The sequence below is a fragment of the Pseudomonas citronellolis genome (assembly GCF_900112375.1).
GTDB classification, from domain to species: Bacteria; Pseudomonadota; Gammaproteobacteria; order Pseudomonadales; family Pseudomonadaceae; genus Pseudomonas; species Pseudomonas citronellolis.
The window spans coordinates 285225-309612 of the sequence record NZ_FOLS01000003.1 but is presented as its reverse complement, the minus strand read 5'-3'; the positions used below and the strand labels follow the sequence as shown (position 1 = coordinate 309612).

The following is a 24388-nucleotide window of genomic DNA, read 5'->3' as shown; positions in this document are numbered from 1 at the left end:
CTTGAAAGGAGGAGGTTCCCTCAAACGGCCGCAGCGGGCCGCATGTAGGAAATCGGCGCGGTGCTCGCGTCTTCGAAGGTGACCACTTCCCAGGCCTCCTTGTCCGCGATGAGTGCGCGGAGCAGGCGGTTGTTCAGGGCATGGCCGGACTTGAAGCCGCGGAACTCGCCGATAAGGCTGTTACCAAGCAGGTACAGGTCACCGATGGCGTCCAGGATCTTGTGCTTGACGAACTCGTCCTCGTAACGAAGGCCGTCTTCGTTGAGCACGCGATACTCGTCGACCACGATGGCGTTCTCCACGCTGCCACCGAGCGCCAGGTTCTGCGAACGCAGGTACTCGATGTCGCGCATGAACCCGAAGGTCCGCGCACGGCTGACTTCCTTGACGAAGGAAGTGCTGGAGAAGTCCACCGTCGCCTTCTGGGTGCGACCACGGAAGACCGGATGATCGAAATCGATCTCGAAGCTCACCTTGAAGCCGTCGAAGGGAACGAAAGTGGCGCGCTTGTCGCCCTCTTCCACGGTCACTTCACGCTTGATGCGGATGAACTTCTTGGCCGCCTCCTGCTCCTGCAGGCCGGCGGATTGGATCAGGAATACGAAGGGCCCCGCGCTGCCGTCCATGATCGGCACTTCCGAGGCGGACAGCTCGACATAGGCGTTGTCGATGCCCAGGCCAGCCATGGCCGAGAGCAGATGCTCCACCGTATCCACTTTGACGTCACCCTTGACCAGGGTGGTCGACATGGTGGTCTCGCCGACGTTCGAGGCCCGAGCCGGGATTTCCACCACCGGGTCGAGGTCGGTACGGACGAACACGATACCGCTGTCCACCGGAGCCGGCTTCAGGGTGAGGTAGACCTTCTCCCCCGAGTGCAGACCGACGCCGGTGGCCCGGATGATGTTCTTCAAGGTGCGTTGTCTGATCATGGCTTTGGCCGCTTTCGCGCAAGTTGCGAACTGTTGTCAACAATGGGCGGCGATGATAGCAGAACCGCCCTTTGCTGAACACCAATCACATTCATACTCCTGATAAATTGCCTCAATCGGCCTGGCGACGCAGGAATGCCGGGATATCCAGGTAGTCCAGGTCGTCCTGCGGGTTGAGCTTGGCCGCGGTGGCCGCGCTGCCGTGCGCCTGGTTGCGCATCACGGTCGGGCGGTCCAGGTCGCGGTAGTTCACCGATTGCTGCTCGCGCTGTACCGGAGCCTGGCTGCTGACCGCCTGGGTCTGCACGGTGTTGTCGACCACCTTGACCGGTTTTTCCAGGCGTGCGCCCAGGCCGGTGGCGACCACGGTGACGTGCAGCTCGTCGCGCATGTCCGGATCGATCACGGTGCCCACCTTGACGGTGGCGTGCTCGGAGGCGAACTGCTCGATGATGTTGCCGACGTCGGAGTACTCGCCCAGAGACAGGTCGGGACCGGCAGTGATGTTCACCAGGATGCCGCGCGCGCCCTGCAGGTTGACGTCCTCCAGCAGCGGGTTGCGGATCGCCGCCTCGGTGGCCTCGCGGGCGCGGTTCGGGCCGCTGGCGGCGCCGGTGCCCATCATGGCCATGCCCATCTCGCTCATCACGGTCTTCACGTCGGCGAAGTCGACGTTGATCATGCCCGGACGCTTGATGATGTCGGAGATGCCGCGCACGGCGCCGGCCAGCACGTCGTCCGCCTTGGCGAACGCAGCCAGCAGGCTTGCGTCCTTGCCGAGGATGGTCAGCAGCTTCTCGTTGGGAATGGTGATCAGCGAGTCGACGCTTTCCGCCAGGGAGCGGATGCCCTCGTCGGCGATCTGCATGCGCTTGCGGCCTTCGAACGGGAACGGACGGGTGACCACTGCAACGGTCAGGATGCCCATTTCCTTGGCCACCTCGGCGATGATCGGCGCCGCACCGGTACCGGTGCCGCCACCCATGCCGGTGGTGATGAAGACCATGTCGGCGCCTTCCAGCACCTCGGCGATGCGCTCGCGATCCTCAATCGCGGCCTGGCGGCCGACTTCAGGGTTGGCGCCGGCGCCCAGGCCCTTGGTCACGCCCGGGCCGAGCTGCAGCACGGTGCGCGCCGCGATGTTCTTCAACGCCTGGGCGTCGGTGTTGGCGCAGATGAATTCCACGCCGTCGACGTTGTTCTTGGCCATGTGATTCACGGCGTTGCCGCCGCCACCACCGACACCGATGACTTTGATTACTGCCGTTTGTGGGACGTTATCGACGAGTTCGAACATTTTCCCCTCTCCTTCCTTTCTAGTTGTGTCGCCTACGTTTTACCGCGCCGGTAAATCAGAAATTGCCCTGGACCCAGCGTTTGAGCCGTTCCAGAACAGGTGTCTTGGGTTCATCGCTGAAGCTGCTGCCGCCGGACATGGAGATGCCGTCGGATTGCTTCTGCAGGCCATACATGAGCAGGCCCACGCCAGTGGAATAGATAGGATTGCGCACGACGTCGGTCAGCCCCTTGACGCCATGCGGCACGCCCAGGCGCACCGGCATGTGGAAGATCTCTTCAGCCAGCTCCACGGCGCCTTCCATCTTGGCGGTGCCGCCGGTCAGGACGATCCCGGCCGGGATCAGGTCCTCGTAGCCGCTGCGGCGCAGCTCGGCCTGGACCAGGGTGAAGAGCTCGTCGTAACGCGGCTCCACGACCTCGGCCAGGGCCTGGCGCGACAGCTCCCGCGGCGGCCGGTCGCCGACGCTGGGCACCTTGATGGTTTCGCCCGCGCCGGCCAGCTTGGCCAGCGCGCAGGCGTAGCGGATCTTGATTTCCTCGGCGTACTGCGTGGGTGTGCGCAAGGCCATGGCGATGTCGTTGGTGACCTGGTCGCCGGCGATCGGGATCACCGCCGTATGGCGGATGGCGCCTTCGGTGAAGATGGCGATGTCAGTGGTGCCGCCGCCGACGTCCACCAGGCACACGCCCAGTTCCTTCTCGTCCTCGGTGATCACCGAGTAGGCCGAGGCCAACTGCTCGAGGATGATGTCGTCGACTTCCAGGCCGCAGCGGCGCACGCACTTCTCGATGTTCTGCGCGGCGTTCACCGCGCAGGTCACCACGTGCACCTTGGCTTCCAGGCGCACGCCGGACATGCCCAGCGGCTCGCGCACGCCTTCCTGGTTGTCGATCACGTAGTCCTGCGCCAGGGTGTGCAGCACCCGCTGGTCGGCCGGGATCGCCACGGCCTGGGCGGCGTCGAGCACGCGGTCGATGTCGGCCGGGCTGACTTCGCGGTCGCGGATCGCCACGATGCCGTGGGAATTCAGGCTGCGGATGTGGTTGCCGGCGATGCCGACGAAGGCCGAGTGGATCCGGCAGCCGGCCATCTGCTGCGCCTCGTCGATGGCGCGCTGGATGGACTGCACGGTGGACTCGATGTTCACCACCACGCCCTTCTTCAGGCCGCGCGACGGATGGGTGCCGATGCCGACGATCTCCAGCTTGCCATCGGCCGCTACCTCGCCCACCAGCGCCACCACCTTGGAGGTGCCGATGTCCAGGCCGACTACCATCTTGCCGCTCTGCACGCTTGCCATGTTTATTGCCGTCTCCTCAAATCACTGCGCGGGCGCGGCCTGGGCCACGTCCGTCTGCGGCAGCGGGTCGCGCCACGCCACGGCCAGGCCGTTGGGGTAGCGCATGTCGATGCGCGCAATCTTCGATATCTGTTCTTTCAGGGCCTTTTCGTAGATGGTCACGAAACGGCGGATCTGTTCGACCGTGTGGTCGCGGCCCAGGACGATCTGCACGCCCTGGGCGGTGTCCAGGGTCCAGGCGCCGCGCGAGCTCATCTCCAGGCTGGCGATGGTGAAGCCCAGGGGCCGCAGCAGCTGGCTGAGGATCTGGTACTGCTGCATCACCTTCTGCTGGGCGAACTGCGGCCCGGACAGGCGCGGCAGGTGCTCGTAGTGCGACACCTCGTGGGGCGCGAAGGCCTGGCCCTGGTTGTTCAGCAGCGCCTCATCGCCCCAGCGGGCCACCGGCAGCTGTTCCTCCAGGTGGATCACCACCTGGTCCGGCCAGACGCGGCGGACTTCGGCGTGGGCGATCCAGGGCATCTGCTCCAGCTCCTGGCGCATGCCGGCCAGGTCGATGCTGAAGAAGCTGGCCGAGACGAACGGCGCGATGCGCTGCTGCACGGCCTGCTGGCTGATGTAGCTGAGGTCGCCTTCGACGCTGATCTTGGCGATCGGGCGGTCGGCGTAGGGCAGCACGTACTGCGCGCCCTGGTAGGCGCCGAAGCCCAGCACGGCCAGCAGCACCGGCCACATCAGGATGCGCAGGAAGCCGAAGCTGGGCCTGGGCAGGCGAGCGCTGATCGGCTCCTTCGCCACCAGGCGGCTGGCGCCGCGCGGCACCGGCTTGCGCGCGGGTGCGCGGCCGATACCGGGTTGCGAGTGGCGGAGCATCGCGCCGTTCATGGTCTTACCCCCTTGCCTCGACGCTGTCGGCGAGGATCGCCAGCACCAGTTGCTGGAAATCCAGGCCGGCCGCGCGCGCGGCCATGGGCACCAGGCTGTGGTCGGTCATGCCCGGTGCGGTGTTGACTTCGAGCAGCCAGAAACGCCCCTCGGCGTCCTGCATCACGTCGGTCCGGCCCCAGCCCTGGATGCCCAGGGCCTCGCAGGCGCGGGCGCACAGGTCCTGCAGCTCGCGCTCCTTCTCGGGGCTCAGGCCGCAGGGGATGCGGTACTGGGTGTCACTGGCCAGGTACTTGGCGTCGTAGTCGTAGAAGCTGTGCGGAGTGCCCAGGCCGATGGCCGGCAGCACCTGGCCGCGCAGGGTGGCCACGGTGAACTCGGGGCCGCTGATCCACTGCTCGACCAGCACTTGCGAGTCGTATTCGGCGGCGCTGCGCCAGGCGGCGATCAGCGCGTCCACGCCGTCGACCTTGGCCATGCCGATGCTGGAACCTTCATGGGCCGGTTTGACGATCAGCGGGAAGCCCAGTTCCGTCGCGGCGCGGCGGCAGTCGTCCGCGCTGGCCAGCACGGCATAGGCCGGCGTCGGCAGGCCCAGGCTCAGCCACACACGCTTGGTGCGCAGCTTGTCCATGGCCAGGGCCGAAGCCAGCACGCCGCTGCCGGTGTAGGGGATGCCAGCGACTTCCAGCAGGCCCTGCATGCTGCCGTCTTCGCCGCCACGGCCGTGGAGGATGATGAAGGCGCGGTCGATCTTCTCGCTCAGCAGGCGCCGCAGCAGGTCGTCGCCCACGTCGATGCCGAAGGCGTCCACCCCGGCGTCCTGCAGGGCCTTGAGGACCATGCCGCCGGACTTCAGCGACACCTCGCGCTCGGCGCTCTTGCCGCCGAACAGCACGGCGACGCGGCCGAAGGCGCGGGGCTCGAGGGTGGATTTGAGTGCGTCGTTCATCACGCCTTCCTCGGGGCGTCGCCGCCGAACATCGGGTTCTTGATCAGCGCCGGGGCCAGGCCGCCGATGTCACCGGCACCCTGGCAGAGCAGGATGTCGCCGGCGCGCAGCAGCGGCTTGAGCAGCGCGGCGAGGTCGCCGTCGCGCTCCAGGTAGATCGGGTCGAGCTGGCCGCGCTGGCGGATGCTGTGGCACAGCTGGCGGCTGTCGGCGCCGGGGATCGGCTCCTCGCCGGCCGGGTAGACCTCCATCAGCAGCAGCACGTTGGCCTCGCCGAGCACCTGCACGAAGTCTTCGTAGAGGTCGCGGGTGCGGGTGTAGCGGTGCGGCTGGTAGACCATCACCAGGCGGCGCTCCGGCCAGCCGCCGCGCACGGCCTTGATCACCGCCGCGACTTCGCGCGGGTGGTGGCCGTAGTCGTCGACCAGCATCACGCTGCCGCCGTCGACCTGCAGTTCGCCGTAGACCTGGAAGCGCCGGCCCACGCCCTGGAAGCCGGACAGGCCCTGGACGATGGCTTCGTCGGAGATGCCCTCGTCGGTGGCGATGACGATGGTCGCCAGGGAGTTCAGCACGTTGTGCAGGCCGGGCATGTTCACCGAGACGTCCAGCGGCTCGCGCTCGGGGCGCAGCACGGTGAAGTAGGTGCGCATGCCTTCCTGGCGAATGTTGATGGCGCGGACGTCGGCGTCCTCGCTCAGGCCGTAGGTGACGGTCGGGCGCGCCACCTGCGGGAGGATTTCGCGGACCACCGGGTCGTCCACGCACATCACCGCCAGGCCGTAGAACGGCAGGTTGTGCAGGAAGTCGACGAAGGTCTTCTTCAGCTTGTTGAAGTCGCCGCCGTAGGTGGCCATGTGGTCGGCGTCGATGTTGGTGACCACGGCGACCATCGGCTGCAGGTGCAGGAAGCTGGCGTCGCTCTCGTCGGCCTCGGCCACCAGGTAGCGGCTGGTGCCCAGCTGCGCGTTGGTGCCGGCGGCGTTCAGGCGGCCGCCGATGACGAAGGTCGGGTCCAGCCCACCGGCGGCGAACACCGAGGCGATCAGGCTGGTGGTGGTGGTCTTGCCGTGGGTGCCGGCAACGGCGATGCCGTGGCGATAGCGCATCAGCTCGGCGAGCATTTCCGCGCGCGGCACGACGGGCACGCGGCGCTCCAGCGCGGCGGCGACTTCCGGGTTGGCCTTGTTCACCGCGCTGGAAACCACCAGCACGTCGGCGCCGTCGGCGTTTTCCGCGCGGTGGCCGATGAATACCTGGGCGCCGAACTTCTCCAGGCGCTCGGTCACCGCCGAGGCCTTGAGGTCGGAACCGGACACTTCGTAGCCGAGGTTCAGCAGCACTTCGGCGATGCCGCACATGCCCGCGCCGCCGATGCCGACGAAGTGGATGCGGCGGATGCGCCGCATGGTGCGGGTGATGCCGTTGGGTTCCTTAACCACGGGCCACCTCCAGGCAGGCATCGACTACCGTGCGGGTAGCCTCGGGCATGGCCAGGCGCCGGGCGCTGGCGGCCATCTGCTTCAGGGATTCGGGATGCATCGATACCTCGGACAGCTGCGCGGCCAGGTCGGCGGCGCCGGTAGACTTTTGCGGCAGCAGGCGGGCGGCGCCCTCCCGTACCAGGAATTCGGCATTGCGGGTCTGGTGGTCGTCGATCGCGTGGGGCAGCGGCACCAGGAAGGACGGCAGGCCGGCGGCGGTCAGCTCGCTGACGGTCAGGGCGCCGGCGCGGCAGATCACCAGGTCGGCCCAGGCGTAGGCCGCGGCCATGTCGCCGATGAACGCAGCGACGTCAGCTTGGACACCGGCCTGGGCGTAACGCTCCGCGGTGACCTCGGCATGCTGACGACCGGCCTGGTGGTGAATGGCCGGGCGCTGCTCGGCGGGGATCAGCCGCAGCGCCTCGGGCAGTAGCTTGTTCAGCGGCTCGGCGCCCAGGCTGCCGCCCAGCACCAGCAGGTTGACCTTGCGGCCGGCCAGCTCGGCGCGGGCATCGTCGTCGAGGAACAGCTCGGCGCGCACCGGGTTGCCGGTGGTCAGGCGCTTGGCGCTGGCCGGGAAGGTGTCCGGGAAGGCCTCGCAGACGCGCTTGGCCAGCGGCGCCAGGCCGCGGTTGGCGGTGCCGGCGACGGCGTTCTGTTCGTGGATCACCAGGGGCGCGCCGCTCAGCTTCGCCGCCACGCCGCCGGGGCCGGTGACGTAGCCGCCCAGGCCGAGCACGCAGACCGGCTTGAGCTTGCGCACCACGCCCAGGGCCTGGAACAGCGACTTGAGCAGGTCGAAGGGCGCACGCAGCAGGGCCAGGCGGCCCTTGCCGCGCAGGCCGCTGACGTTGATCAGGTGCAGCGGCAGGCCGGCCTTGGGCACCAGGTCGTTCTCGATGCCGCGCGGGGTGCCGAGCCAGTGCACGGCGTAGCCGCGGGCCTGGAACTCGCGGGCGCAGGCCAGGGCCGGGAACACGTGGCCGCCGGTGCCGCCGGCCATGATGAGGACGTTACCTTTCATCGGCGAAGTCCTCCTCGGTGAATTCGTACTCTTCGCTGCCCACCGCGGTGCGCCGCTCCCATTCGATGCGCAGCAGCATGCCCAGGCAGCCGCAGCAGATGACCAGCGAGGAGCCGCCGTAGCTGAGGAACGGCAGGGTCAGGCCCTTGGTCGGCAGCAGGCCGACGTTCACCCCGACGTTGATCAGGAACTGGCCGATCCACAGGAACGCCAGGCCGTAGGCCACGTAGGCGGAGAAATACTGCTTGGCCTGCTCGGCCCAGATGCCGATGTAGAGCGCGCGCAGGCCGACGAAGACGAACAGGCCGACGGTGGCCAGGGCGCCGACGATGCCCAGCTCCTCGGCCAGCACGGCGAACACGAAGTCGGTGTGCGCCTCGGGCAGGTAGAACTGCTTCTGGATGCTGTTGCCCAGGCCCATGCCCAGCCAGCCGCCACGGCCGAAGGCGATCAGCGCCTGGCTGAGCTGGTAGCCGGCGCCGAACTGGTCGGCCCAGGGGTCGCTGAAGTTGGTCAGGCGCGCCATCCGGTAGGGTTGGGTCCAGATCAGCAAGGCCACCGCGCCCACTGCCAGGGCCACCATCAGGCCGAAGCGGAACAGGCCGACGCCGCCGAGGAACAGCATGGCCGCCGCGGCGCCCATCATCACCACGGTGGCGCCGAAGTCCGGCTCGCGCAGCAGCAGGCCGGCGAAGGGCAGCAGCACGGCGAAGGGCTTGAAGAAGCCGATCCAGCTCTCGCGCACCTCGTGCTGGCGGCGCACCAGGTAGCCGGCCATGAACACCACCACGAAGACCTTGGCGATCTCCGAGGGCTGGATGTTGAACAGGCCGAAGCCGATCCAGCGCATGGAGCCGTTGACCTCGCGGCCGACGCCGGGGGTGATCACCGCCACCAGCAGCAGGAAGGCCACGCCCAGCAGCTTCCAGCTGTGGCGCTGCCAGGTCTCCATCGGCGTCAGCATGGTCACGCCGCAGGCGACGAAGCCGATGGCCAGGTAGATCAGGTGGCGCACCGAGAAGTACAGCGGGTTGCCCGACTGCGCCGCCGCCACTTCCGAGGACGCCGAGGTCACCATCACCAGACCCAGGCCGAGCAGCGCCAGGCAACCGGCGAGCAGCGGGAAGTCCAGATCGATGCCGTTGCGGCTGATCAGCGGGGACGGGTATGGGCGCAGGAAGGAGAACATCAGGCGATCTCCTCCACGGCCCTGGCGAACAGGCGGCCGCGCTCTTCGAAGTTCTTGAACATGTCCAGGCTGGCGCAGGCCGGCGACAGCAGCACGGCATCGCCCGGCCTGGCTAGCTCGGCGGCCTTGCGCACGGCTTCGTCCAGTGTCTGCACGCGCACCTTCGGCGTCTCGTCGCTCAACGCGGCGCCGACCAGCTCGGCATCACGGCCGAGCAGCACCACTGCGCGGCAGAACTTCGCCACCGGCTCGCGCAGGGCGCTGAAGTCCGCGCCCTTGCCGTCGCCGCCGGCGAGCAGCACCAGCTTGCCGTCGATGTCGGCGCCCAGGCCCTCGATGGCGGCCAGCGCGGCGCCGACGTTGGTGGCCTTGGAGTCGTCGTAGAAGCTCACCCCGGCGCGCTCGCCGACCCACTGGCAACGGTGGGCCAGGCCGGCGAAGCGGCGCAGGGCCTGCAGCATGGGCTCGAACGGCAGGCCCACGGCGTGGCCCAGGGCCAGGGCGGCCAGGGCGTTGGATTGATTGTGGGCGCCGCGGATCTTCAGTTCGCGCACCGGCATCAGCGTTTCGAACTGGAAGGCCAGGTGCTTCTCGCCGCCCTCTTCCACCAGGCCGAAGGCCTTGAAGTCGGGCTTGTTGGTGCCGAAGGTCCAGCACGGCACGTTGTCGGCGATCAGCGGCCGGCTCAGGGCGTCGGCGCGGTTCACCACGACCTGGCGGGCGCCGCGGAAGATGCGGTGCTTGGCCAGGTGGTAGTCGGCCATGCCGTCATAGCGGTCCATGTGGTCTTCGCTGACGTTCAGGCAGGTGGCGACCTCGGCGCCCAGGCGCTCGCAGGTCTCCAGCTGGAAGCTGGACAGCTCCAGCACGTACAGCTCGACGTCGTCGGCCAGCAGGTCCAGAGCCGGGGTGCCCAGGTTGCCGCCCACGGCGACGCGTTTGCCGGCCGCCACGGCCATCTCACCGACCAGGGTGGTCACGGTGCTCTTGGCGTTGGAGCCGGTGATGGCGACGATCGGCGCCTTGGCGTGACGGGCGAACAGGTCGATGTCGCCGGACAGGCGCACACCGCGGGCGGCGGCCTCGACCAGCGCTGGCGTGCGCAGCGACAGGCCGGGGCTGACGTACAGCTCGCTGGCGCGGCAGAGGAAGCCGGCGTCCAGCTCGCCGCAGCGGACTTCCACCTGCGGGTACTGGGCGCGCAGGGTGGCCAGCTCCGGCGGATTCTCGCGGGTGTCGGCCACGGCGAAAGGCACGCCCTGGCGCGCCAGGAAGCGCACCAGCGACATGCCGCTCTTGCCGAGGCCGACAACGATGCGGAAATTGTCCGAAGCGATCAGGCTCATGCTCGCTCTGCCCTCAACGCAGTTTCAACGTGGCCAGGCCGATCAGCACGAGAATCACCGTGATGATCCAGAAGCGCACGATCACGCGCGGCTCCGGCCAGCCCTTGAGTTCGAAGTGGTGGTGGATGGGCGCCATGCGGAACACCCGTTTCCCGGTCAGCTTGAAGCTGGCGACCTGGATGACCACTGACAGGGTTTCCATGACAAATACCCCGCCCATGATGAACAGCACGATTTCCTGGCGCACGATCACCGCGATGGTGCCCAGCGCGGCGCCCAGGGCCAGCGCGCCGACGTCGCCCATGAAGACCTGCGCCGGGTAGGTGTTGAACCACAGGAAGCCCAGCCCGGCGCCGACGATGGCGGCGCAGAAGATGATCAGCTCGCCGGCCCCCGGCACGTTGGGGATCAGCAGGTATTCGGCGAATTTCACGTTGCCCGACAGGTAGCAGAAGATGCCCAGGGCGCCGCCGACCATCACCGTCGGCATGATCGCCAGGCCGTCCAGGCCGTCGGTCAGGTTCACCGCGTTGCTGGAGCCGACGATGACGAAGTAGGTCAGCACCACGAAGAAGATGCCCAGGGGAATCTCGATGTTCTTCAGCAGCGGCAGGATCAGCGTGGTCTCGACCGGCGTCTCGGCGGTCAGGTAGAGGAAGACCGCGGCGCCCAGGCCGAACACCGACTGCCAGAAATACTTCCAGCGGCTCGGCAGGCCGCGGGAGTTCTTTTCGATCACCTTGCGGTAGTCGTCGACCCAGCCAATGGCGCCGAACAGCAGGGTCACGGCCAGCACCACCCAGACGTAACGGTTCGACCAGTCGGCCCAGAGCAGGGTGCTGATGGCGATGGCGGTGAGGATCAGGGCGCCGCCCATGGTCGGGGTGCCCTTCTTCGACAGGTGCGACTGCGGCCCGTCGTTGCGCACGGCCTGGCCGATCTGGCGGATCTGCAGGGTGCGGATCATCCACGGGCCCAGCCACAGCGACAGGGCGAGCGCGGTCAGCACGCTGAGGATGCCGCGCAGGGTCAGGTACTGGAAGACGCCGAAGCCCTTGTAGAACTGTTGCAGGTACTCGGCGAGCAGCAGCAGCATTAATGTTTCTCCTCGGGGGACGCGCACAGCGCCGCGACGACCTTGTCCATCGCCGCGCTGCGCGAGCCCTTGATCAGAATGGTGGTGGTGGAGGGTTCGCCGGCCAGGGCCTGGATCAGGCTGGCCTGGTCGGCGAAGTGCCGGCCCGCCGCGCCGAACGCCTCGACGGCGTTGCGCATCAGCGGCCCCACGGCATAGAGCGCACCGACCTTGCCCGCGGCGTAGGCGCCCACCTCGCGGTGCGCGGCCTCGGCCCAGGCGCCCAGTTCGCCCATGTCCCCGAGGACCAGGACGGTCCGGCCGGAAAAGCCGGCGAGTATATCAATGGCCGCGCAGATTGACGCCGGGTTGGCGTTGTAGCTGTCGTCGATCACCCGCATGCCGTTCGTCGCCAGCTGGGCTACCGCGCGGCCCTTGACCGGCTGCAGTTGCTCCAGCCCCTGGACGATCCCGACCAGCGGCACGCCGAGGGCGTGGGCCGCAGCCACGGCGGCCAGGGCGTTGGCGACGTTGTGCTCGCCCAGCAGGTTGAGCTGGATGCGCGCCTCGCCGGCCAGCCCCAGCAGGGTGAAGCCGACGCAGCCGCGGGCGTCGCGCTGCAGGTCGCGGGCACGGAAATCGGCGCTGGTTTTGTTCAGCGCGAAACTCAGCACACGGCGTTCGCCATTGCGCTTCTTCCAGGTGTCGAAGGCGCGGTCGTCGAGGTTCAGCACGGCGGTGCCGGTGCCGTCGAGCCCTTCGAGAATCTCGCCCTTGGCCTGGACGATCTTGTCCTGGCCGCCGAACTCGCCGACGTGGGCGGTGCCGGCGTTGGTGATGATGGCCACCTGCGGGCGCGTCAGGCCGACGGTGTAGGCGATCTCGCCGACGCGCGAGGCGCCCAGCTCGATCACCGCGCTGGCGTGCTGCGGGCCGATCTGCAGCAGGGTCAGGGGCGCGCCCAGGTCGTTGTTCAGGTTGCCGCGGGTGGCCAGGACTTCGCCCTGGGTACGCAGGATGCTGGCGAGCATCTCCTTGACCGTGGTCTTGCCGCTGGAGCCGGTCACCGCCGCCACCTTGCCGGTGAAGCCGGTGCGGTTCAGCGCGCCGAGGCGGCCGAGGGCCTCGCGGGTGTCGGCCACCAGCAGTTGCGGCAGCGGCGCATCCGCCACTTCGCGCTGCACCAGGGCAGCGACGGCGCCCTTGGCGGCTACTTCGGCGAGGTAGTCATGGCCGTCGAAGCGCGGCCCGCTGAGGGCGACGAACAACTGGCCAGCCTCGATGGCGCGGCTGTCGGTGCTCACCGCGTCGAAGGCGACGTCGGCGCCCAGCACGCGGCCCTCCAGGGCGGCGGCGACTTCACTGAGCAGCAGCGGCTTAAGCATCTTTCTTCACCTCCCAGGCAACCAGCGCCTTGGCGGCTTCTTGCAGATCGGAGAACGGATGGCGGACGCCGGCGATCTCCTGGTAATCCTCATGGCCCTTGCCGGCCAGCAGCACCACGTCGTCGGCGCTCGCGCCGGCGATCAGTTGGGCGATGGCCAGGCCGCGGCCCGGCACGAAGCGCACGGCCTCGGGCCTGGCGAAACCGGCGCGGATGTCGTCGATGATCCGCGCGCTGTCTTCGCTGCGCGGGTTGTCGTCGGTCACCAGCACGCCGTCGGCATGCTGCTCGGCCACCTGGGCCATGATCGGGCGCTTGCCGCGGTCGCGGTCGCCGCCACAGCCGAACAGGCACAGCAGCTTGCCGTGGGCGTGCGGACGCAGCGCCAGCAGGACTTTCTCCAGGGCGTCGGGGGTGTGGGCGTAGTCCACCACCACCAGCGGCTTGTCGCCGCCGCCCAGGCGCTGCACGCGGCCCACCGGGCCTTGCAGTTGCGGCAGCACCTTGAGGATGTCGCCCAGCGGGTAGTCCAGGCCGAGCAGCGCGCCGACCACCGCCAGCAGGTTGCTCAGGTTGAAGCGACCGAGCAGCGAGCTGCGCAACACGCCTTCGCCCTTGGGCGTGACCAGCAGGGCCTCGACGCCGGCGTCGCTGAAGCGCGCCTCGCGGCAATAGAGGAAGGCGCTGGCGTCTTCCAGGCTGTAGCCCATCAGGCGCGAGGCGTGGGTTTCGCCGGCCAGTTGGCGGCCGAAGGCATCGTCCAGGTTGATCACCCGGCACTTCAGGCCCGGCCAGGCGAACAGCCGGGCCTTGGCGGCGCCATAGGCTTCCATGGTGCCGTGGTAGTCGAGGTGGTCGCGGGACAGGTTGGTGAACACCGCGACGTCGAATTCGAGGGCGGCCACGCGGCCCTGCTCCAGGCCATGGGAGGAAACCTCCATGGCCACGGCGCGCGCGCCGGCCTGCTTCAGCCGCGCCAGGGTGGCCTGCAGGGCCAGGGCGTCGGGCGTGGTGTGCTTGCCGCTTTCCAGGGCGCCGTGGAAGCCGTTGCCGAGGGTGCCGACGATGCCGCAGCGCTGGCCGAGCAGGTCCAGGGCCTGGGCCAGCAGCTGGCTGACGCTGGTCTTGCCGTTGGTGCCAGTGACGCCGATCAGCTCGACGCCGCGGCTGGGCTCGCCGTAGAAACGCCCGGCGATGGCCGACAGCTGCGCGGCCAGGCCCTTGATGGCGACCAGCGGCGTATCGCCGATGGGCGCGACGGACGCGCCCTCGGCTTCGTAGGCGATGGCGGCGGCGCCACGGGCGACGGCGTCGGCGATGTGCGCGCGGCCGTCATGCTGGGCGCCGGGAATGGCCAGGAACAGGTCGCCCGGCTTGATCGCGCGGCTGTCCAGGGTCAGCTCGCGGATCAGCACGCCGGCTTCGGCCTGCGGCAGCAGTTGGTTAAGGCTCATCGGCATCAGCCACGCCCTCCTTTCGCGGGCGCAGCATCGGCTTGCTGCTGCGGGGTCGTCTGCAGGTTGTCTGGCGGAATGTTCATCAAGCGCAGCGTGCCGGACATCACCTTGCTGAACACCGGAGCCGAGACCAGGCCACCGAAGTAGCCGGCCTTGCTGGGTTCATCGATCACCACGACGACCACGAAACGCGGGTTGCTCATCGGCCCGAAGCCGGCGAACAGCGAGCGGTAGGAATTCTCGGCGTAGCCCTTGGCGCCGGTCTGGGTCTTGCGCGCGGTACCGGACTTGCCGGCCACATGATAGCCGGGGACCTGGGCGCGATAGACGCCGTTCGGCGCCTCGACCACCTGCTGCAGCATGCCCTGCATGGTCTTGGCGACCGGCTCCGGGATCACCTGGCTGGCGGTCGGCTGGCGGTCGGCGCGGACCATGGTCAGCGGCACCGTCTGGCCGTTGTTGGCCAGGGCCGCGTAGGCGTGGGCCAGCTGGATGGCGGTGACCGACAGGCCGTAGCCGTAGGACAGGGTCGCGGTCTCGGCCTTGCGCCACTCGCGGTAGTTGGGCAGGTTGCCGACGCGCTCGCCGGGGAAGCCCAGCCCGGTGTCCTGGCCCAGGCCGACCTTCTGCATCAACTGGTAGATGGCCTCGCCGCCGATGTCGAAGGCGACCTTGCTCATGCCCACGTTGCTGGAACGGATGAGGATGCCGGTGAGGTCCAGCACCGGGCCTTCGGTGCGCGACACGTCGCGGATGGTGTAGCGGCCGATCTGCAGGGTGCCCGGGTAGACCTCGACGGTGTCGCTGGGCTTCCAGCGCCCGGTTTCCAGCGCCGCGCTCATGGAGAACGGCTTCATGGTCGAACCCGGCTCGAAGACGTCGATCATGGCGCGGTTGCGCATCATCTCCGGCTGCATGTCGCGGCGGTTGTTCGGGTTGTAGGTCGGCTGGTTGGCCATGGCCAGGACCTCGCCGGTCTTCACGTCGAGGATCACCAGGCTGCCGGCCTTGGCGCCGTTCTCGACGATGGCGTTGCGCAGCTCGCGGTTGGCCAGGTACTGCAGGCGCAGGTCGATGGACAGCGCCAGGGTCTTGCCGGCCTTGGCGTTGCGCGTGACCTGCAGGTCGCGGATCAGGTGGCCGCGGCGGTCCTTGAGCACCTGGCGCTTGCCCGGCACGCCGGCCAGCCAGCTGTCGTAGGACAGCTCGACGCCCTCGCGGCCGCGGTCGTCCACGTCGGTGAAGCCGACCACCTGGGCGGTGACGTCGCCGGCCGGGTAGAAACGACGAAACTCCTCGATGGAGTAGACGCCGGGAATCCTGTTGGCCTTGACCTCGGCCATCACCGCCTCGCCCTGCTCGGGCGTCAGCCCTCGGACCAGGTAGATGAATTCCTTGTCGGCCATCTGCTCCAGCCGTGCGCTCAGCGCATCGCGGTTGATCCCCAGGGCGTGGGCCAGGATCGGCCACTTGTCGCGTTCGAGGACCAGCTCCTTGGGGTTGGCCCAGAGAGTGGCAACGGGAGTGCTCACCGCCAGCGGCTCGCCGTTGCGATCGGTGATCTGCCCGCGGTGGGCCGGAATGGAGATGTGCCGCACGCTGCGCGCGTCGCCCTGCTCCTGAAGGAAGTCGTGGTCGATCACGTGCAGGTCGACGATGCGCCAGACGATGGCCGACACCATCACCAGCAGCAGGCCGACGGCGACGCGGAAACGCCAGGGGTAGAGCGCGCCGTTGAGGTTCTTCATGGCGCCACCATGATGATTTCCGCCGGGTCCGGCACGCGCATCTTCAGCTGGCCGGTGGCCAGGGTCTCGATGCGGTTGTAGGCAGTCCAGGTGCTCTGCTCCAGGACCAGCCGGCCGTACTCGGCCTGCGCCTTGTCGCGCACGCTCAGCTCGGTGTACAGGGTGTTCAGCAGCTGGCGGTTCCAGTAGGCGCTGTAGGCCACGGAAATAGCCGACAGCAGCAGGCCAATGAACAGCAGCAGCATGATGAAGCTGCCGGTGGGCAGGCGCTTGGCGAACAGGCGGCTCATCGCAGCTTCTCCGCCACGCGCATCACCGCGCTGCGCGAGCGCGGGTTGGCCTTGAGCTCGGCCTCGGAAGCGTACTGCGGCTTGCCCAGCAGCTTCAGGCGCGGCTCGAAGACCTTGGCGCGGATCGGCAGGTCGCGCGGCAGGTTGTCCGCCTCGCCCTTGGCGTGCTTGCGCATGAACTGCTTGACGATGCGGTCTTCCAGGGAGTGGAAGCTGATCACCACCAGGCGGCCGCCCACGGCCAGCGCCTCCAGGGCGGCGTCCAGGCCGCGCTCGAGGTCGCCCAGTTCGTTGTTGACGTGGATACGCAGGCCCTGGAAGGCCCGGGTGGCCGGGTTCTTGCCCTTTTCCCAGGCCGGATTGGCCTCGGTGATCACGGCGGCCAGGTCGGCGGTGCGCTCGAAGGGTTTCTCCGCCCGGCGCTGCACGATGGCGCGGGCCATGCGCTTGGCGAAACGTTCCTCGCCGTATTCCTTGAACACCCGGGCGATCTCGTCCTCGGCGGCGCTGGCGATCCACTGGGCGGCGCTGACGCCGCGACTGGGGTCCATGCGCATGTCCAGCGGGCCGTCGTTGAGGAAACTGAAGCCGCGCTCGGGGTCGTCCAGTTGCGGCGAGGACACGCCCAGGTCCAGCAGCACGCCGTCGACATGGCCGGTCAGGCCGCGCGCGGCCAGCTCTTCGCCCATCTCGGCGAACGACCTTTGTACAACGACGAAGCGGCCATCTTCGGCCGCCAGTGCTTGACCCGTGGCTATCGCCTGGGGGTCCTTGTCGAACCCGAGCAACCGCCCGCCCGGGTCCAGCCTGCCAAGCAAGGCCCGGCTGTGCCCTCCTCTGCCGAAGGTACCGTCCACATAGCAGCCGCCCGCCCTTGGGGCCAGCGCTTCGACGGCCTCCTCGAGCAGTACGGTGATGTGTTGGTAGGTGGCGTTCACAGGCAGGCTCACAAAATAAGGTCGCGTAGTTCGTCCGGCAGTCCGCCGGGTTCCTTGATGGCGGCGAGGTCGGCCTCTGCCACCGCATTCCACTTGTCTTCGTCCCACAGCTGGAACTTGTTCAACTGGCCGACGAGCATCGCCCGCTTGTCCAGCTTGGCGTACTCGCGCAGCCGCGGCGGCACCAGGAAACGCCCGTTGCCATCCAGTTCCAGGTCCACCGCGTTGCCGATCAGCAAACGCTGCAGGCGCCGCGTCTCTTCACGCAGCGAGGGCAGCTCGCGGAGCTTGGCTTCGATGATTTCCCATTCGGGCAAGGGGTAGACGGTCAGGCAGGGGTCGACGGCATCGATGGTGACGATGAGCTGGCCATTGCAACGCGAAACGAGCTCGTCACGATACCGACTCGGCATCGCGAGGCGCCCTTTGGCGTCGAGACTGATGGCGTTAGCTCCGCGAAACACGTCAGCGTTTCCCCCGGTGGTTGGCTTTCCTTGCCAATTGATCCCACTTTTACCCACTTCATACCACTTGCGCACACTATAGAAATGCGCGCTCCCCACCGTCAAGGCGAGGCTGGAGGGAAAAATCCTTATAGGACGGAGATTTAGCGTGCTTTTAAGAGGTTTCGCAGTGTTTTTGACGCCACCTTGAAAGGCAAAAAGCCCAGTGTTTTCAAAACACTGGGCTTTTCTACTTAAAGCAACTTCTTAAGATTTATGCTTCTTCCATCGCGCGACAAATGGTCGTTGTGGGAAGAAGTGGGAAAAGAGGAGAGAGTCGATCTGTAAGCCGGGTTCTGTCGAGGACAGCCATTCCTCTGGGACATCCATCACTGAACGCCTCAAGCGACCTACCCGAATCCAGCGCGGGCCACGCAACGGATTCCTATTTGGTCTTGCTCCGAGTGGGGTTTACCTAGCCACGCACTGTTGCCAGCCGTGCGGTGCGCTCTTACCGCACCTTTTCACCCTTACCGGCGCTGTAGCGCTTAGGCGGTTATTTTCTGTGGCACTTTCCGTAGGCTCGCGCCTCCCAGGCGTTACCTGGCACTCTGCCCTATGGAGCCCGGACTTTCCTCCCCCCCGTGGCGAACCACGGAGCAGCGACTGTCCAATCGACTCTCCGCCGCCAAGGTTAGCGACAGCGGCGACCTGCCGCAAGGGCAATCCGCCAGCCTGGTACGAAGGTCTTGGATTCGCGAACCAATGCCTCAGTCCGCCTTGCGCTCCAGCGCCGCCTGGTACAGCAGGTTCTTGCGCACACCGGTGATCTCCGCCGCCAGCGCCGCCGCGCGCTTGACCGGCAGCTCCGCCAGCAGCAGGTCGAGCACCCGCAGCGATTCGGCGTCGATGCCCTCTTCCTCAGGCGCCTCCCAGCCGGCCAGCAGCAGCACGCACTCGCCGCGCTGCTGGTTGGCGTCCGCCGCCACCCAGTCGCGCAGTTCACCCAGGGGCAGGCCCTTGAGGGTCTCGAAGGTCTTGGTCAACTCGCGGGCCAGCACCGCCTGGCGCGCCTCGCCGAACACCTCGGCCATGTCCTGGATGCACTCCAGGATGCGGTGCGGCGCCTCGTAGAAGATCAGCGTGCGCGGCTCCTCGCGCAGCGCCTCCAGGCGCGCCTTGCGCCCGGCGGTCTTCGCCGGCAGGAACCCTTCGAAGACGAAGCGGTCCGACGGCAGGCCCGCCGCCGACAACCCGGCGATCAGCGCGCAGGCCCCCGGCACCGGGACCACCCGGATACCCGCGGCGCGCGCCTGGCGCACCAGGTGGTAGCCGGGGTCGGAAATCAGCGGCGTGCCGGCGTCGGACACCAGCGCCACGTCGTCCCCCGCCAGCAGGCGGGTGATGAAGCGCCCGCCCTGCTCGCGCTCGTTGTGCTCGTGGCAGGCGGCCAGCGGCGTCTCGATGCCGAAGTGCTGCAGCAGGCGGATCGAATGGCGGGTGTCCTCGGCGGCGATGAGGGCCACCTCGCGCAGGGTGCGCTGGGCGCGGGCGCTGATGTCGTCGAGGTTGCCGATGGGCGTAGCCACCACATACAAGGTACCGAGGGACACGCAGCACTCCTTAAGCCCGAACCGGAAAATTCCCCATTGTATCCCGTTTCCGGCACCCGCCATCGCCTCAGCCAGCCGCCTTGGGTACAATTGCCGACTCTTTTTGAATGCGCCACGAGAAGCCCGATGATGATCGCTCGACTGCGTCCGCTTTCCGCCCTGTGCCTGGCCACCCTGCTGGCCGCCTGCGCCAGTTCGCCCTCTTCCAACCTCGGCGAACTGCCGCGCACCCCGAACGCCAGCATCGAGCAACTGCTGCAGCAGGCCGCCACCGCCAAGCCCGAGGAAGCCGTGCTGCTCAAGCTGTCGGCCGCCGACCTGGCCTACCAGCAGAAGGACGTCGGCCGCGCCGCGCAGATCCTCGAACAGATCCCGATGGATAGCCTGAAGCCGGCGCAGCAGATTTTCGCCAGCACCCTGGACGCGCAGATCGCCCTGGCCCGCAACAAGCCCAAGGCCGCCCTCAAGGCCTTCGACCACCCCAGCTTCACCCACCTGGGCGAACTGCCGGTGGAACAGCAGGCGCGCAGCGGCCTGGTCAAGGCCCAGGCCCTGGCCGCCGACGGCCAGACCCTGGCCGCCGCCCGCGAACGCGTGTTCGTCGACCCGCTGCTCAACGCCGAGGCCAGCAAGGCCAACCACGAGGCCATCTGGGGCCTGGTCTCCAGCCTGCCGGTGGAGCAGTTGCAACCCGTGGCCAACGAAGGCGACCTGAACGGCTGGATGGAGCTGGCCCGCGTGGTGAAGAGCGCCTCGACCCTGCAGGAGCAGCAGGCCAACATCGACACCTGGCGCCAGCAGAACCCGCAGCACCCGGCGGCCAAGCAACTGCCGGACGCCCTGGAGAAGCTCAAGTCGCTGGCCGCCCAGCCGCTGAACAAGATCGGCCTGCTGCTGCCCCAGCAGGGCCAGCTGGCCGGCGTCGCCCGAGCCCTGCAGGACGGCTTCATGGCCGCCTACTACCAGGCCCAGCAGAGTGGCAGCCAGCAGCCGGCCATCCAGCTCTACGACAGCAGCCAGGTGCGCTCGCTGGACGACTTCTACCGCCAGGCCCAGGCCGACGGCGTGCAACTGGTGGTCGGCCCGCTGGAGAAGCCGCTGGTCAAGCAACTCGGCGATCGCCCGCAGTTGCCCATCACCACCCTGGCCCTGAACTACACCGACAGCGCCCAGACCGGCCCGGCCCAGCTGTTCCAGTTCGGCCTGTCGGCCGAGGACGAGGCCCGCGAAGTGGCCCGCAAGGCCTGGGACGACGGCCAGCGCCGCGCCGTGGCTCTGGTGCCGCGCGGCGACTGGGGCGACCGCGTGCTGGCGGCCTTCAGCCGTGACTGGCAGGCCCGCGGCGGCACCCTGATCGCCGCCGAGCACGTCGACCAGCCGGTGGAGCTGGCCCAGCAGATCGCCGACCTGCTCCAGCTGCGCCAGAGCGAAGGCCGCGCCAAGCGCCTGCAGGGCGTTCTCGACAGCAACGTCGACACCCAGCCCTCGCGCCGCCAGGACATCGACTTCATCTTCCTCGCCTCGACCCCGCAACAGGCGCGCCAGATCAAGCCGACCCTGGCCTTCCAGTACGCCGGCGACCTGCCGGTCTACGCCACCTCCAACCTCTACACCGGGCAGAACAACCCGGCGCAGGACCAGGACCTCAACGGCATCCGTTTCTGCGAGACGCCCTGGCTGCTGCAGACCGGCAACCCGCTGCGCCAGCAGGTCGTGGCCCAGTGGCCGCAGGCCGCCAGCAGCCTCGGCCGCCTCTACGCCATGGGCGCCGACGCCTACCGCCTGGCGCCGCGCCTGCCGGAACTCAAGGCCCTGCCGAGCATGCAGCTCGACGGCTTCACCGGCAACCTGAGCCTGGCGCCCAACCAGCGCATCCAGCGCCAGCTGCCCTGGGCGGAGTTCCGCAATGGCCGGGCACAGCCGCTGGAGAACGGCGGCCTTTGAGCGGACGGCGCGGCGACTCGCAGGAACTCGGGCGCCGCGCCGAGCAGCTCGCCCGCGAGCACCTGCAGCGCCAGGGCCTGCGCCTGCTGGCGCAGAACTGGCGGTGCCGCCGCGGCGAGCTCGATCTGGTCATGCTGGACGGCGATACAGTAGTATTCGTCGAAGTTCGCTGCCGCCGGCACCAGGCCTGGGGCGGCGCCCTGGAAAGCGTGGACGCGCACAAGCGCCAGCGGCTGATCGCCGCCGCCGAACATTTTCTGCAACAGGAAGCCCGCTGGTCCCGGCACCCTTGCCGGTTCGACGTAATAGCGGTGCAGCCCTCCGCGGGAACCCCACCCGCTCAACTGAACTGGATCACCAACGCCTTTGACACCTGATCAGACGCTCGACGAAAGGTCACACCTGATGGACATGCAATCCCGTATCCGCCAGCTCTTCCATGCCAGCATCGAGACCAAGCAGCAGGCCACGGAAGTGCTGATTCCGCATATCGAACAGGCCAGCATGGTGATGGTCAATGCCCTGCTCAACGAAGGCAAGATCCTCAGTTGCGGCAACGGCGGCTCGGCGGGCGACGCCCAGCATTTCTCCTCCGAGCTGCTCAACCGCTTCGAGCGCGAGCGCCCGAGCCTGCCCGCAGTGGCCCTGACCACCGACAGCTCGACCATCACCTCGATCGCCAACGACTACAGCTACAACGAGGTGTTCTCCAAGCAGATCCGCGCCCTAGGCCAGCCCGGCGACGTGCTGCTGGCGATTTCCACCAGCGGCAACTCGGCCAACGTCATCCAGGCCATCCAGGCCGCCCACGACCGCGAGATGGTGGTGGTGGCCCTGACCGGCCGCGACGGCGGCGGCATGGCCTCGCTGCTGCTGCCGGAGGACGTCGAAATCCGCGTGCCGGCCAAGGTGACCGCACGCATCCAGGAAGTGCACCTGCTGGTGATCCACTGCCTGTGCGACCTCATCGATCGTCAACTGTTCGGGAGTGAAGAATGAGTCGTAGTCCGCTGACCCTCGCCGGCCTCCTTGCCCTGACCCTGGTCATGGGCGGCTGCAGCAGCTTCCTCAGCGCCACCCGCGAGGAGCCCATCGACGACAACCGCGGCACCCGCACCATCGGCAGCACCATCGACGACTCGCTGATCGAGACCAAGGTCGCGGTCAACGTCGCCAAGGCCGATCCGGACCTGGACCGCAATTCGCACATCGTGGTCATCAGCTACAACGGCGTGGTCCTGCTGGCCGGCCAGACGCCGCGCGCCGACCTGAAGAACAAGGCCGAGCAGGCCGCGCGCAACGTGCAGAAGGTCAAGACCGTGCACAACGAGCTGCAGGTCCTGCAGCCCTCCTCGCTGCTGGCGCGCAACAACGACACCTGGCTGACCACCAAGATCAAGACGCAGATGCTCACCGACGCCAACGTGCCGTCCTCGCGCATCAAGGTCGTCACCGAGAACGGCATCGTCTACATGCTGGGCCTGGTGACCCGCCGCGAGGGCGACCTGGCCACCCAGGTGGTGCAGAACGTCAATGGCGTGCAGAAGATCGTGCGGCTGTTCGAGTACATCGACTGAGCGACCTCAACCAGTTGAAAAAGCCCCGCCACGCGGGGCTTTTTCTTGCTACCGCGACCGCTGTAGGGCGCATAACCATTCGCGGTTATCCGCCGCTGGCCGTGCCACCGAGGTGTCCGGCGTGGCCGGTGAATCCAATCGCGGACGGAGTCCGCTCCTACGCCCGTGCTTCCCTGGAACCGTAGGAGCAACTGTCCTGCAGGCCGCGCCGAGGTGCTTTTCGTTGGATGGGTTGAGCCTGGGCGAAACCCATGTGGTCGTGGCGACGGGTATCGCTTCGCTCAACACCATCCTACGGGGCGTTGTGTTTGCCGGGAGGGCTAGGAGCGGACTCCGTCCGCGATTCGGCGGATAACGCCGTAGGCGTTGGCACACCGGAGAAATGCCACCTGGCGGCGAACCATCGCGACCGTGAGGGCATGAAAAAGGCGATCCTCGGATCGCCTTTTTTCCTACTTGACCACTTTCAGGCTGGGCCGCCCGCTGGGCCTTGGCGGCTCGTCGCTGGGGCCACCGTCGTCCTGCAACTCCTCGTCGTCCGCCGGCACCGGCGGCTCCAGGTCGAAGACCATGCCCTGGCCATTCTCCCTCGCGTAGACCGCCATCACCGCCTGGGACGGGATGTACAGGCTCTGCGCCACGCCACCGAAGCGCCCCTCGAAACTCACCGCCTCGTTGTCCATCTGCAGGTGGCGCACGGCCGTGGGCGACACGTTGAGGACGATCTGGCCGTCGCTGGCATAGCCCGGCGGCACCCTGACCCCCGGATACTCGGCGTTCACCAGGATATGCGGTGTACAGCCGTTGTCGACGATCCACTCATAGAGGGCTCGTACGAGGTAGGGTCGACTGGAATTCATCATCGGTTTCCTTAGCGCATATCACGTTCGATGGAGGACAGACTAGCCTGGAAGCCGTCACGGGCGAACTGCCGCTCCATGTAGTCGAGCAACGGTTTGGCCTGGCGCGGCAGCTCGATGCCGAGCAGCGGCAGGCGCCAGAGGATCGGCAGCAGGCAGCAGTCGACCAGGCTCAACTCCTCGCTGAGGAAGAAAGCCTTCTCGGCGAACAGCGGCGACACCCCCGTTAGACTCTCACGCAACTCCTTGCGCGCCAAGGCGCGATCGCCATCCTTCTGACGATCGTCGAGGATGCGGTCGACCAGGGCGCACCAGTCGCGCTGGATGCGGTGCACCAGCAGGCGGGTGTTGGCCCGCGCCACCGGGTACACCGGCATCAGTGGCGGGTGCGGATAGCGCTCCTCCAGATACTCCATGATCACCGTCGATTCGTAGAGCACGAGATCACGGTCGACCAGCGTCGGCACGCTGGCGTAGGGGTTCACCTCGGCCAGCTTCGGCGGGCAGCGCCCGGCCTGGACCTCGACGATGTCGGCCTGGACGTTCTTTTCCGCCAGGACCAGACGCACACGATGGCAGTAGTGATCGGCAGGGTCGGAGTAACAGGTGAGCTTATTGACTGCGGCCATGCCGGGCCTCCTCGCAAC

General features: G+C 67.8%; 23 protein-coding genes and 1 other RNA gene. 4 read left to right on the top strand and 20 right to left on the bottom strand.

What is annotated here, in order from left to right:
• Positions 1-20: 20 nt before the first annotated feature.
• From lpxC to rsmI, 18 genes are all read right to left on the bottom strand, one after another.
• A complete protein-coding gene (gene lpxC, locus BM060_RS04885; RefSeq protein ID WP_009617927.1) occupies positions 21-932 on the bottom strand; it encodes a UDP-3-O-acyl-N-acetylglucosamine deacetylase in 912 nt (303 codons plus the stop codon).
• Positions 933-1044: 112 nt separating this feature from the next.
• On the bottom strand, positions 1045-2229 hold the full coding sequence (gene ftsZ / locus BM060_RS04880) for a cell division protein FtsZ (RefSeq protein WP_009617925.1): 1185 nt from the start codon (positions 2227-2229) through the stop codon (positions 1045-1047).
• A gap of 55 nt (positions 2230-2284) precedes the next feature.
• Positions 2285-3532, bottom strand: coding sequence for a cell division protein FtsA (ftsA, locus tag BM060_RS04875; protein WP_074977786.1), 1248 nt, complete (start codon positions 3530-3532; stop codon positions 2285-2287).
• A 21-nt stretch (positions 3533-3553) separates the two neighbouring features.
• Positions 3554-4417 carry a cell division protein FtsQ/DivIB gene (locus BM060_RS04870; RefSeq protein WP_074977783.1) on the bottom strand — a complete coding sequence of 288 codons (864 nt, stop codon included), beginning with the start codon at positions 4415-4417 and terminating at the stop codon, positions 3554-3556.
• A gap of 4 nt (positions 4418-4421) precedes the next feature.
• A complete protein-coding gene (locus BM060_RS04865; protein WP_074977780.1) occupies positions 4422-5369 on the bottom strand; it encodes a D-alanine--D-alanine ligase in 948 nt (315 codons plus the stop codon).
• The gene (gene murC, locus BM060_RS04860) at positions 5369-6811 is read right to left on the bottom strand and encodes a UDP-N-acetylmuramate--L-alanine ligase (RefSeq protein WP_074977777.1); all 1443 of its coding nucleotides are present in this window, start codon (positions 6809-6811) and stop codon (positions 5369-5371) included. The genes BM060_RS04865 and murC overlap by 1 nt, the downstream gene beginning before the upstream one ends.
• Positions 6804-7877 carry an undecaprenyldiphospho-muramoylpentapeptide beta-N-acetylglucosaminyltransferase gene (murG, locus tag BM060_RS04855; RefSeq protein ID WP_074977774.1) on the bottom strand — a complete coding sequence of 358 codons (1074 nt, stop codon included), beginning with the start codon at positions 7875-7877 and terminating at the stop codon, positions 6804-6806. Before murG ends, murC begins: the two co-directional genes overlap by 8 nt.
• Positions 7867-9066 (bottom strand): putative lipid II flippase FtsW, encoded by a 1200-nt coding sequence (ftsW, locus tag BM060_RS04850; protein WP_043272374.1) that lies wholly within the window; start codon positions 9064-9066, stop codon positions 7867-7869. Before ftsW ends, murG begins: the two co-directional genes overlap by 11 nt.
• Entirely contained in the window at positions 9066-10412 is a 1347-nt protein-coding gene (murD, locus tag BM060_RS04845) for a UDP-N-acetylmuramoyl-L-alanine--D-glutamate ligase (RefSeq protein WP_074977771.1), read from the bottom strand. The genes ftsW and murD overlap by 1 nt, the downstream gene beginning before the upstream one ends.
• Positions 10413-10425: 13 nt before the next feature.
• Complete coding sequence (gene mraY, locus BM060_RS04840) at positions 10426-11508, bottom strand: phospho-N-acetylmuramoyl-pentapeptide-transferase (RefSeq protein ID WP_009617910.1); 1083 nt, start codon at positions 11506-11508, stop codon at positions 10426-10428.
• Positions 11508-12872: a UDP-N-acetylmuramoyl-tripeptide--D-alanyl-D-alanine ligase gene (locus BM060_RS04835; protein WP_074977768.1), complete on the bottom strand. Its 1365-nt coding sequence runs from the start codon at positions 12870-12872 to the stop codon at positions 11508-11510. The genes mraY and BM060_RS04835 overlap by 1 nt, the downstream gene beginning before the upstream one ends.
• A complete protein-coding gene (locus tag BM060_RS04830; protein WP_074977766.1) occupies positions 12865-14331 on the bottom strand; it encodes a UDP-N-acetylmuramoyl-L-alanyl-D-glutamate--2,6-diaminopimelate ligase in 1467 nt (488 codons plus the stop codon). Before BM060_RS04830 ends, BM060_RS04835 begins: the two co-directional genes overlap by 8 nt.
• On the bottom strand, positions 14331-16076 hold the full coding sequence (locus tag BM060_RS04825; RefSeq protein WP_074977763.1) for a peptidoglycan D,D-transpeptidase FtsI family protein: 1746 nt from the start codon (positions 16074-16076) through the stop codon (positions 14331-14333). Before BM060_RS04825 ends, BM060_RS04830 begins: the two co-directional genes overlap by 1 nt.
• Positions 16073-16366 (bottom strand): cell division protein FtsL, encoded by a 294-nt coding sequence (gene ftsL / locus BM060_RS04820; protein WP_074977759.1) that lies wholly within the window; start codon positions 16364-16366, stop codon positions 16073-16075. The genes BM060_RS04825 and ftsL overlap by 4 nt, the downstream gene beginning before the upstream one ends.
• A complete protein-coding gene (rsmH, locus tag BM060_RS04815; protein ID WP_061563204.1) occupies positions 16363-17304 on the bottom strand; it encodes a 16S rRNA (cytosine(1402)-N(4))-methyltransferase RsmH in 942 nt (313 codons plus the stop codon). Before rsmH ends, ftsL begins: the two co-directional genes overlap by 4 nt.
• 8 nt (positions 17305-17312) lie before the next feature.
• Entirely contained in the window at positions 17313-17768 is a 456-nt protein-coding gene (gene mraZ / locus BM060_RS04810) for a division/cell wall cluster transcriptional repressor MraZ (protein ID WP_043272369.1), read from the bottom strand.
• 308 nt (positions 17769-18076) lie between these two features.
• Positions 18077-18429: RNase P RNA component class A (gene rnpB / locus BM060_RS04805), an RNA gene on the bottom strand.
• An 88-nt stretch (positions 18430-18517) separates the two neighbouring features.
• Entirely contained in the window at positions 18518-19360 is an 843-nt protein-coding gene (gene rsmI, locus BM060_RS04800) for a 16S rRNA (cytidine(1402)-2'-O)-methyltransferase (RefSeq protein ID WP_074977756.1), read from the bottom strand.
• A 129-nt stretch (positions 19361-19489) separates the two neighbouring features.
• On the opposite strand from rsmI, the gene BM060_RS04795 reads away from it, so the two are divergent.
• The 4 genes from BM060_RS04795 to BM060_RS04780 are packed head-to-tail and all read left to right on the top strand — an operon-like array spanning position 19490 to position 22881.
• Positions 19490-21304, top strand: a complete 1815-nt coding sequence (locus BM060_RS04795) for a penicillin-binding protein activator (RefSeq protein ID WP_074977835.1) — start codon at positions 19490-19492, stop codon at positions 21302-21304.
• Positions 21301-21681: a YraN family protein gene (locus BM060_RS04790; protein WP_043272367.1), complete on the top strand. Its 381-nt coding sequence runs from the start codon at positions 21301-21303 to the stop codon at positions 21679-21681. The genes BM060_RS04795 and BM060_RS04790 overlap by 4 nt, the downstream gene beginning before the upstream one ends.
• Before the next feature lie 28 nt (positions 21682-21709).
• Positions 21710-22303, top strand: a complete 594-nt coding sequence (locus tag BM060_RS04785; RefSeq protein ID WP_009617899.1) for a phosphoheptose isomerase — start codon at positions 21710-21712, stop codon at positions 22301-22303.
• Entirely contained in the window at positions 22300-22881 is a 582-nt protein-coding gene (locus BM060_RS04780; RefSeq protein WP_009617898.1) for a BON domain-containing protein, read from the top strand. Before BM060_RS04785 ends, BM060_RS04780 begins: the two co-directional genes overlap by 4 nt.
• A 452-nt stretch (positions 22882-23333) precedes the next feature.
• On the opposite strand, the gene BM060_RS04775 is transcribed toward BM060_RS04780, so the two are convergent.
• Both BM060_RS04775 and BM060_RS04770 read right to left on the bottom strand, forming a co-directional pair.
• Positions 23334-23741: a ClpXP protease specificity-enhancing factor gene (locus tag BM060_RS04775; RefSeq protein ID WP_024128168.1), complete on the bottom strand. Its 408-nt coding sequence runs from the start codon at positions 23739-23741 to the stop codon at positions 23334-23336.
• An 11-nt stretch (positions 23742-23752) separates the two neighbouring features.
• A complete protein-coding gene (locus tag BM060_RS04770; RefSeq protein ID WP_074977754.1) occupies positions 23753-24370 on the bottom strand; it encodes a glutathione S-transferase N-terminal domain-containing protein in 618 nt (205 codons plus the stop codon).
• Positions 24371-24388: the final 18 nt, after the last annotated feature.

Bases quoted from the DNA above. Each gene is read 5' to 3' on its own strand.
- BM060_RS04775 (WP_024128168.1), bottom strand. From the start codon at position 23,741: ATGAATTCCAGTCGACCCTACCTCGTACGAGCCCTCTATGAGTGGATC.
- murD (WP_074977771.1), bottom strand. From the start codon at position 10,412: ATGAGCCTGATCGCTTCGGACAATTTCCGCATCGTTGTCGGCCTCGGC.
- ftsL (WP_074977759.1), bottom strand. From the start codon at position 16,366: ATGAGCCGCCTGTTCGCCAAGCGCCTGCCCACCGGCAGCTTCATCATG.
- ftsZ (WP_009617925.1), bottom strand. From the start codon at position 2,229: ATGTTCGAACTCGTCGATAACGTCCCACAAACGGCAGTAATCAAAGTC.
- BM060_RS04825 (WP_074977763.1), bottom strand. From the start codon at position 16,076: ATGAAGAACCTCAACGGCGCGCTCTACCCCTGGCGTTTCCGCGTCGCC.
- BM060_RS04770 (WP_074977754.1), bottom strand. From the start codon at position 24,370: ATGGCCGCAGTCAATAAGCTCACCTGTTACTCCGACCCTGCCGATCAC.
- lpxC (WP_009617927.1), bottom strand. From the start codon at position 932: ATGATCAGACAACGCACCTTGAAGAACATCATCCGGGCCACCGGCGTC.
- mraY (WP_009617910.1), bottom strand. From the start codon at position 11,508: ATGCTGCTGCTGCTCGCCGAGTACCTGCAACAGTTCTACAAGGGCTTC.
- ftsW (WP_043272374.1), bottom strand. From the start codon at position 9,066: ATGTTCTCCTTCCTGCGCCCATACCCGTCCCCGCTGATCAGCCGCAAC.
- BM060_RS04830 (WP_074977766.1), bottom strand. From the start codon at position 14,331: ATGCCGATGAGCCTTAACCAACTGCTGCCGCAGGCCGAAGCCGGCGTG.
- BM060_RS04870 (WP_074977783.1), bottom strand. From the start codon at position 4,417: ATGAACGGCGCGATGCTCCGCCACTCGCAACCCGGTATCGGCCGCGCA.
- ftsA (WP_074977786.1), bottom strand. From the start codon at position 3,532: ATGGCAAGCGTGCAGAGCGGCAAGATGGTAGTCGGCCTGGACATCGGC.
- BM060_RS04795 (WP_074977835.1), top strand. From the start codon at position 19,490: ATGATCGCTCGACTGCGTCCGCTTTCCGCCCTGTGCCTGGCCACCCTG.
- BM060_RS04780 (WP_009617898.1), top strand. From the start codon at position 22,300: ATGAGTCGTAGTCCGCTGACCCTCGCCGGCCTCCTTGCCCTGACCCTG.
- BM060_RS04865 (WP_074977780.1), bottom strand. From the start codon at position 5,369: ATGAACGACGCACTCAAATCCACCCTCGAGCCCCGCGCCTTCGGCCGC.
- BM060_RS04785 (WP_009617899.1), top strand. From the start codon at position 21,710: ATGGACATGCAATCCCGTATCCGCCAGCTCTTCCATGCCAGCATCGAG.
- murG (WP_074977774.1), bottom strand. From the start codon at position 7,877: ATGAAAGGTAACGTCCTCATCATGGCCGGCGGCACCGGCGGCCACGTG.
- BM060_RS04835 (WP_074977768.1), bottom strand. From the start codon at position 12,872: ATGCTTAAGCCGCTGCTGCTCAGTGAAGTCGCCGCCGCCCTGGAGGGC.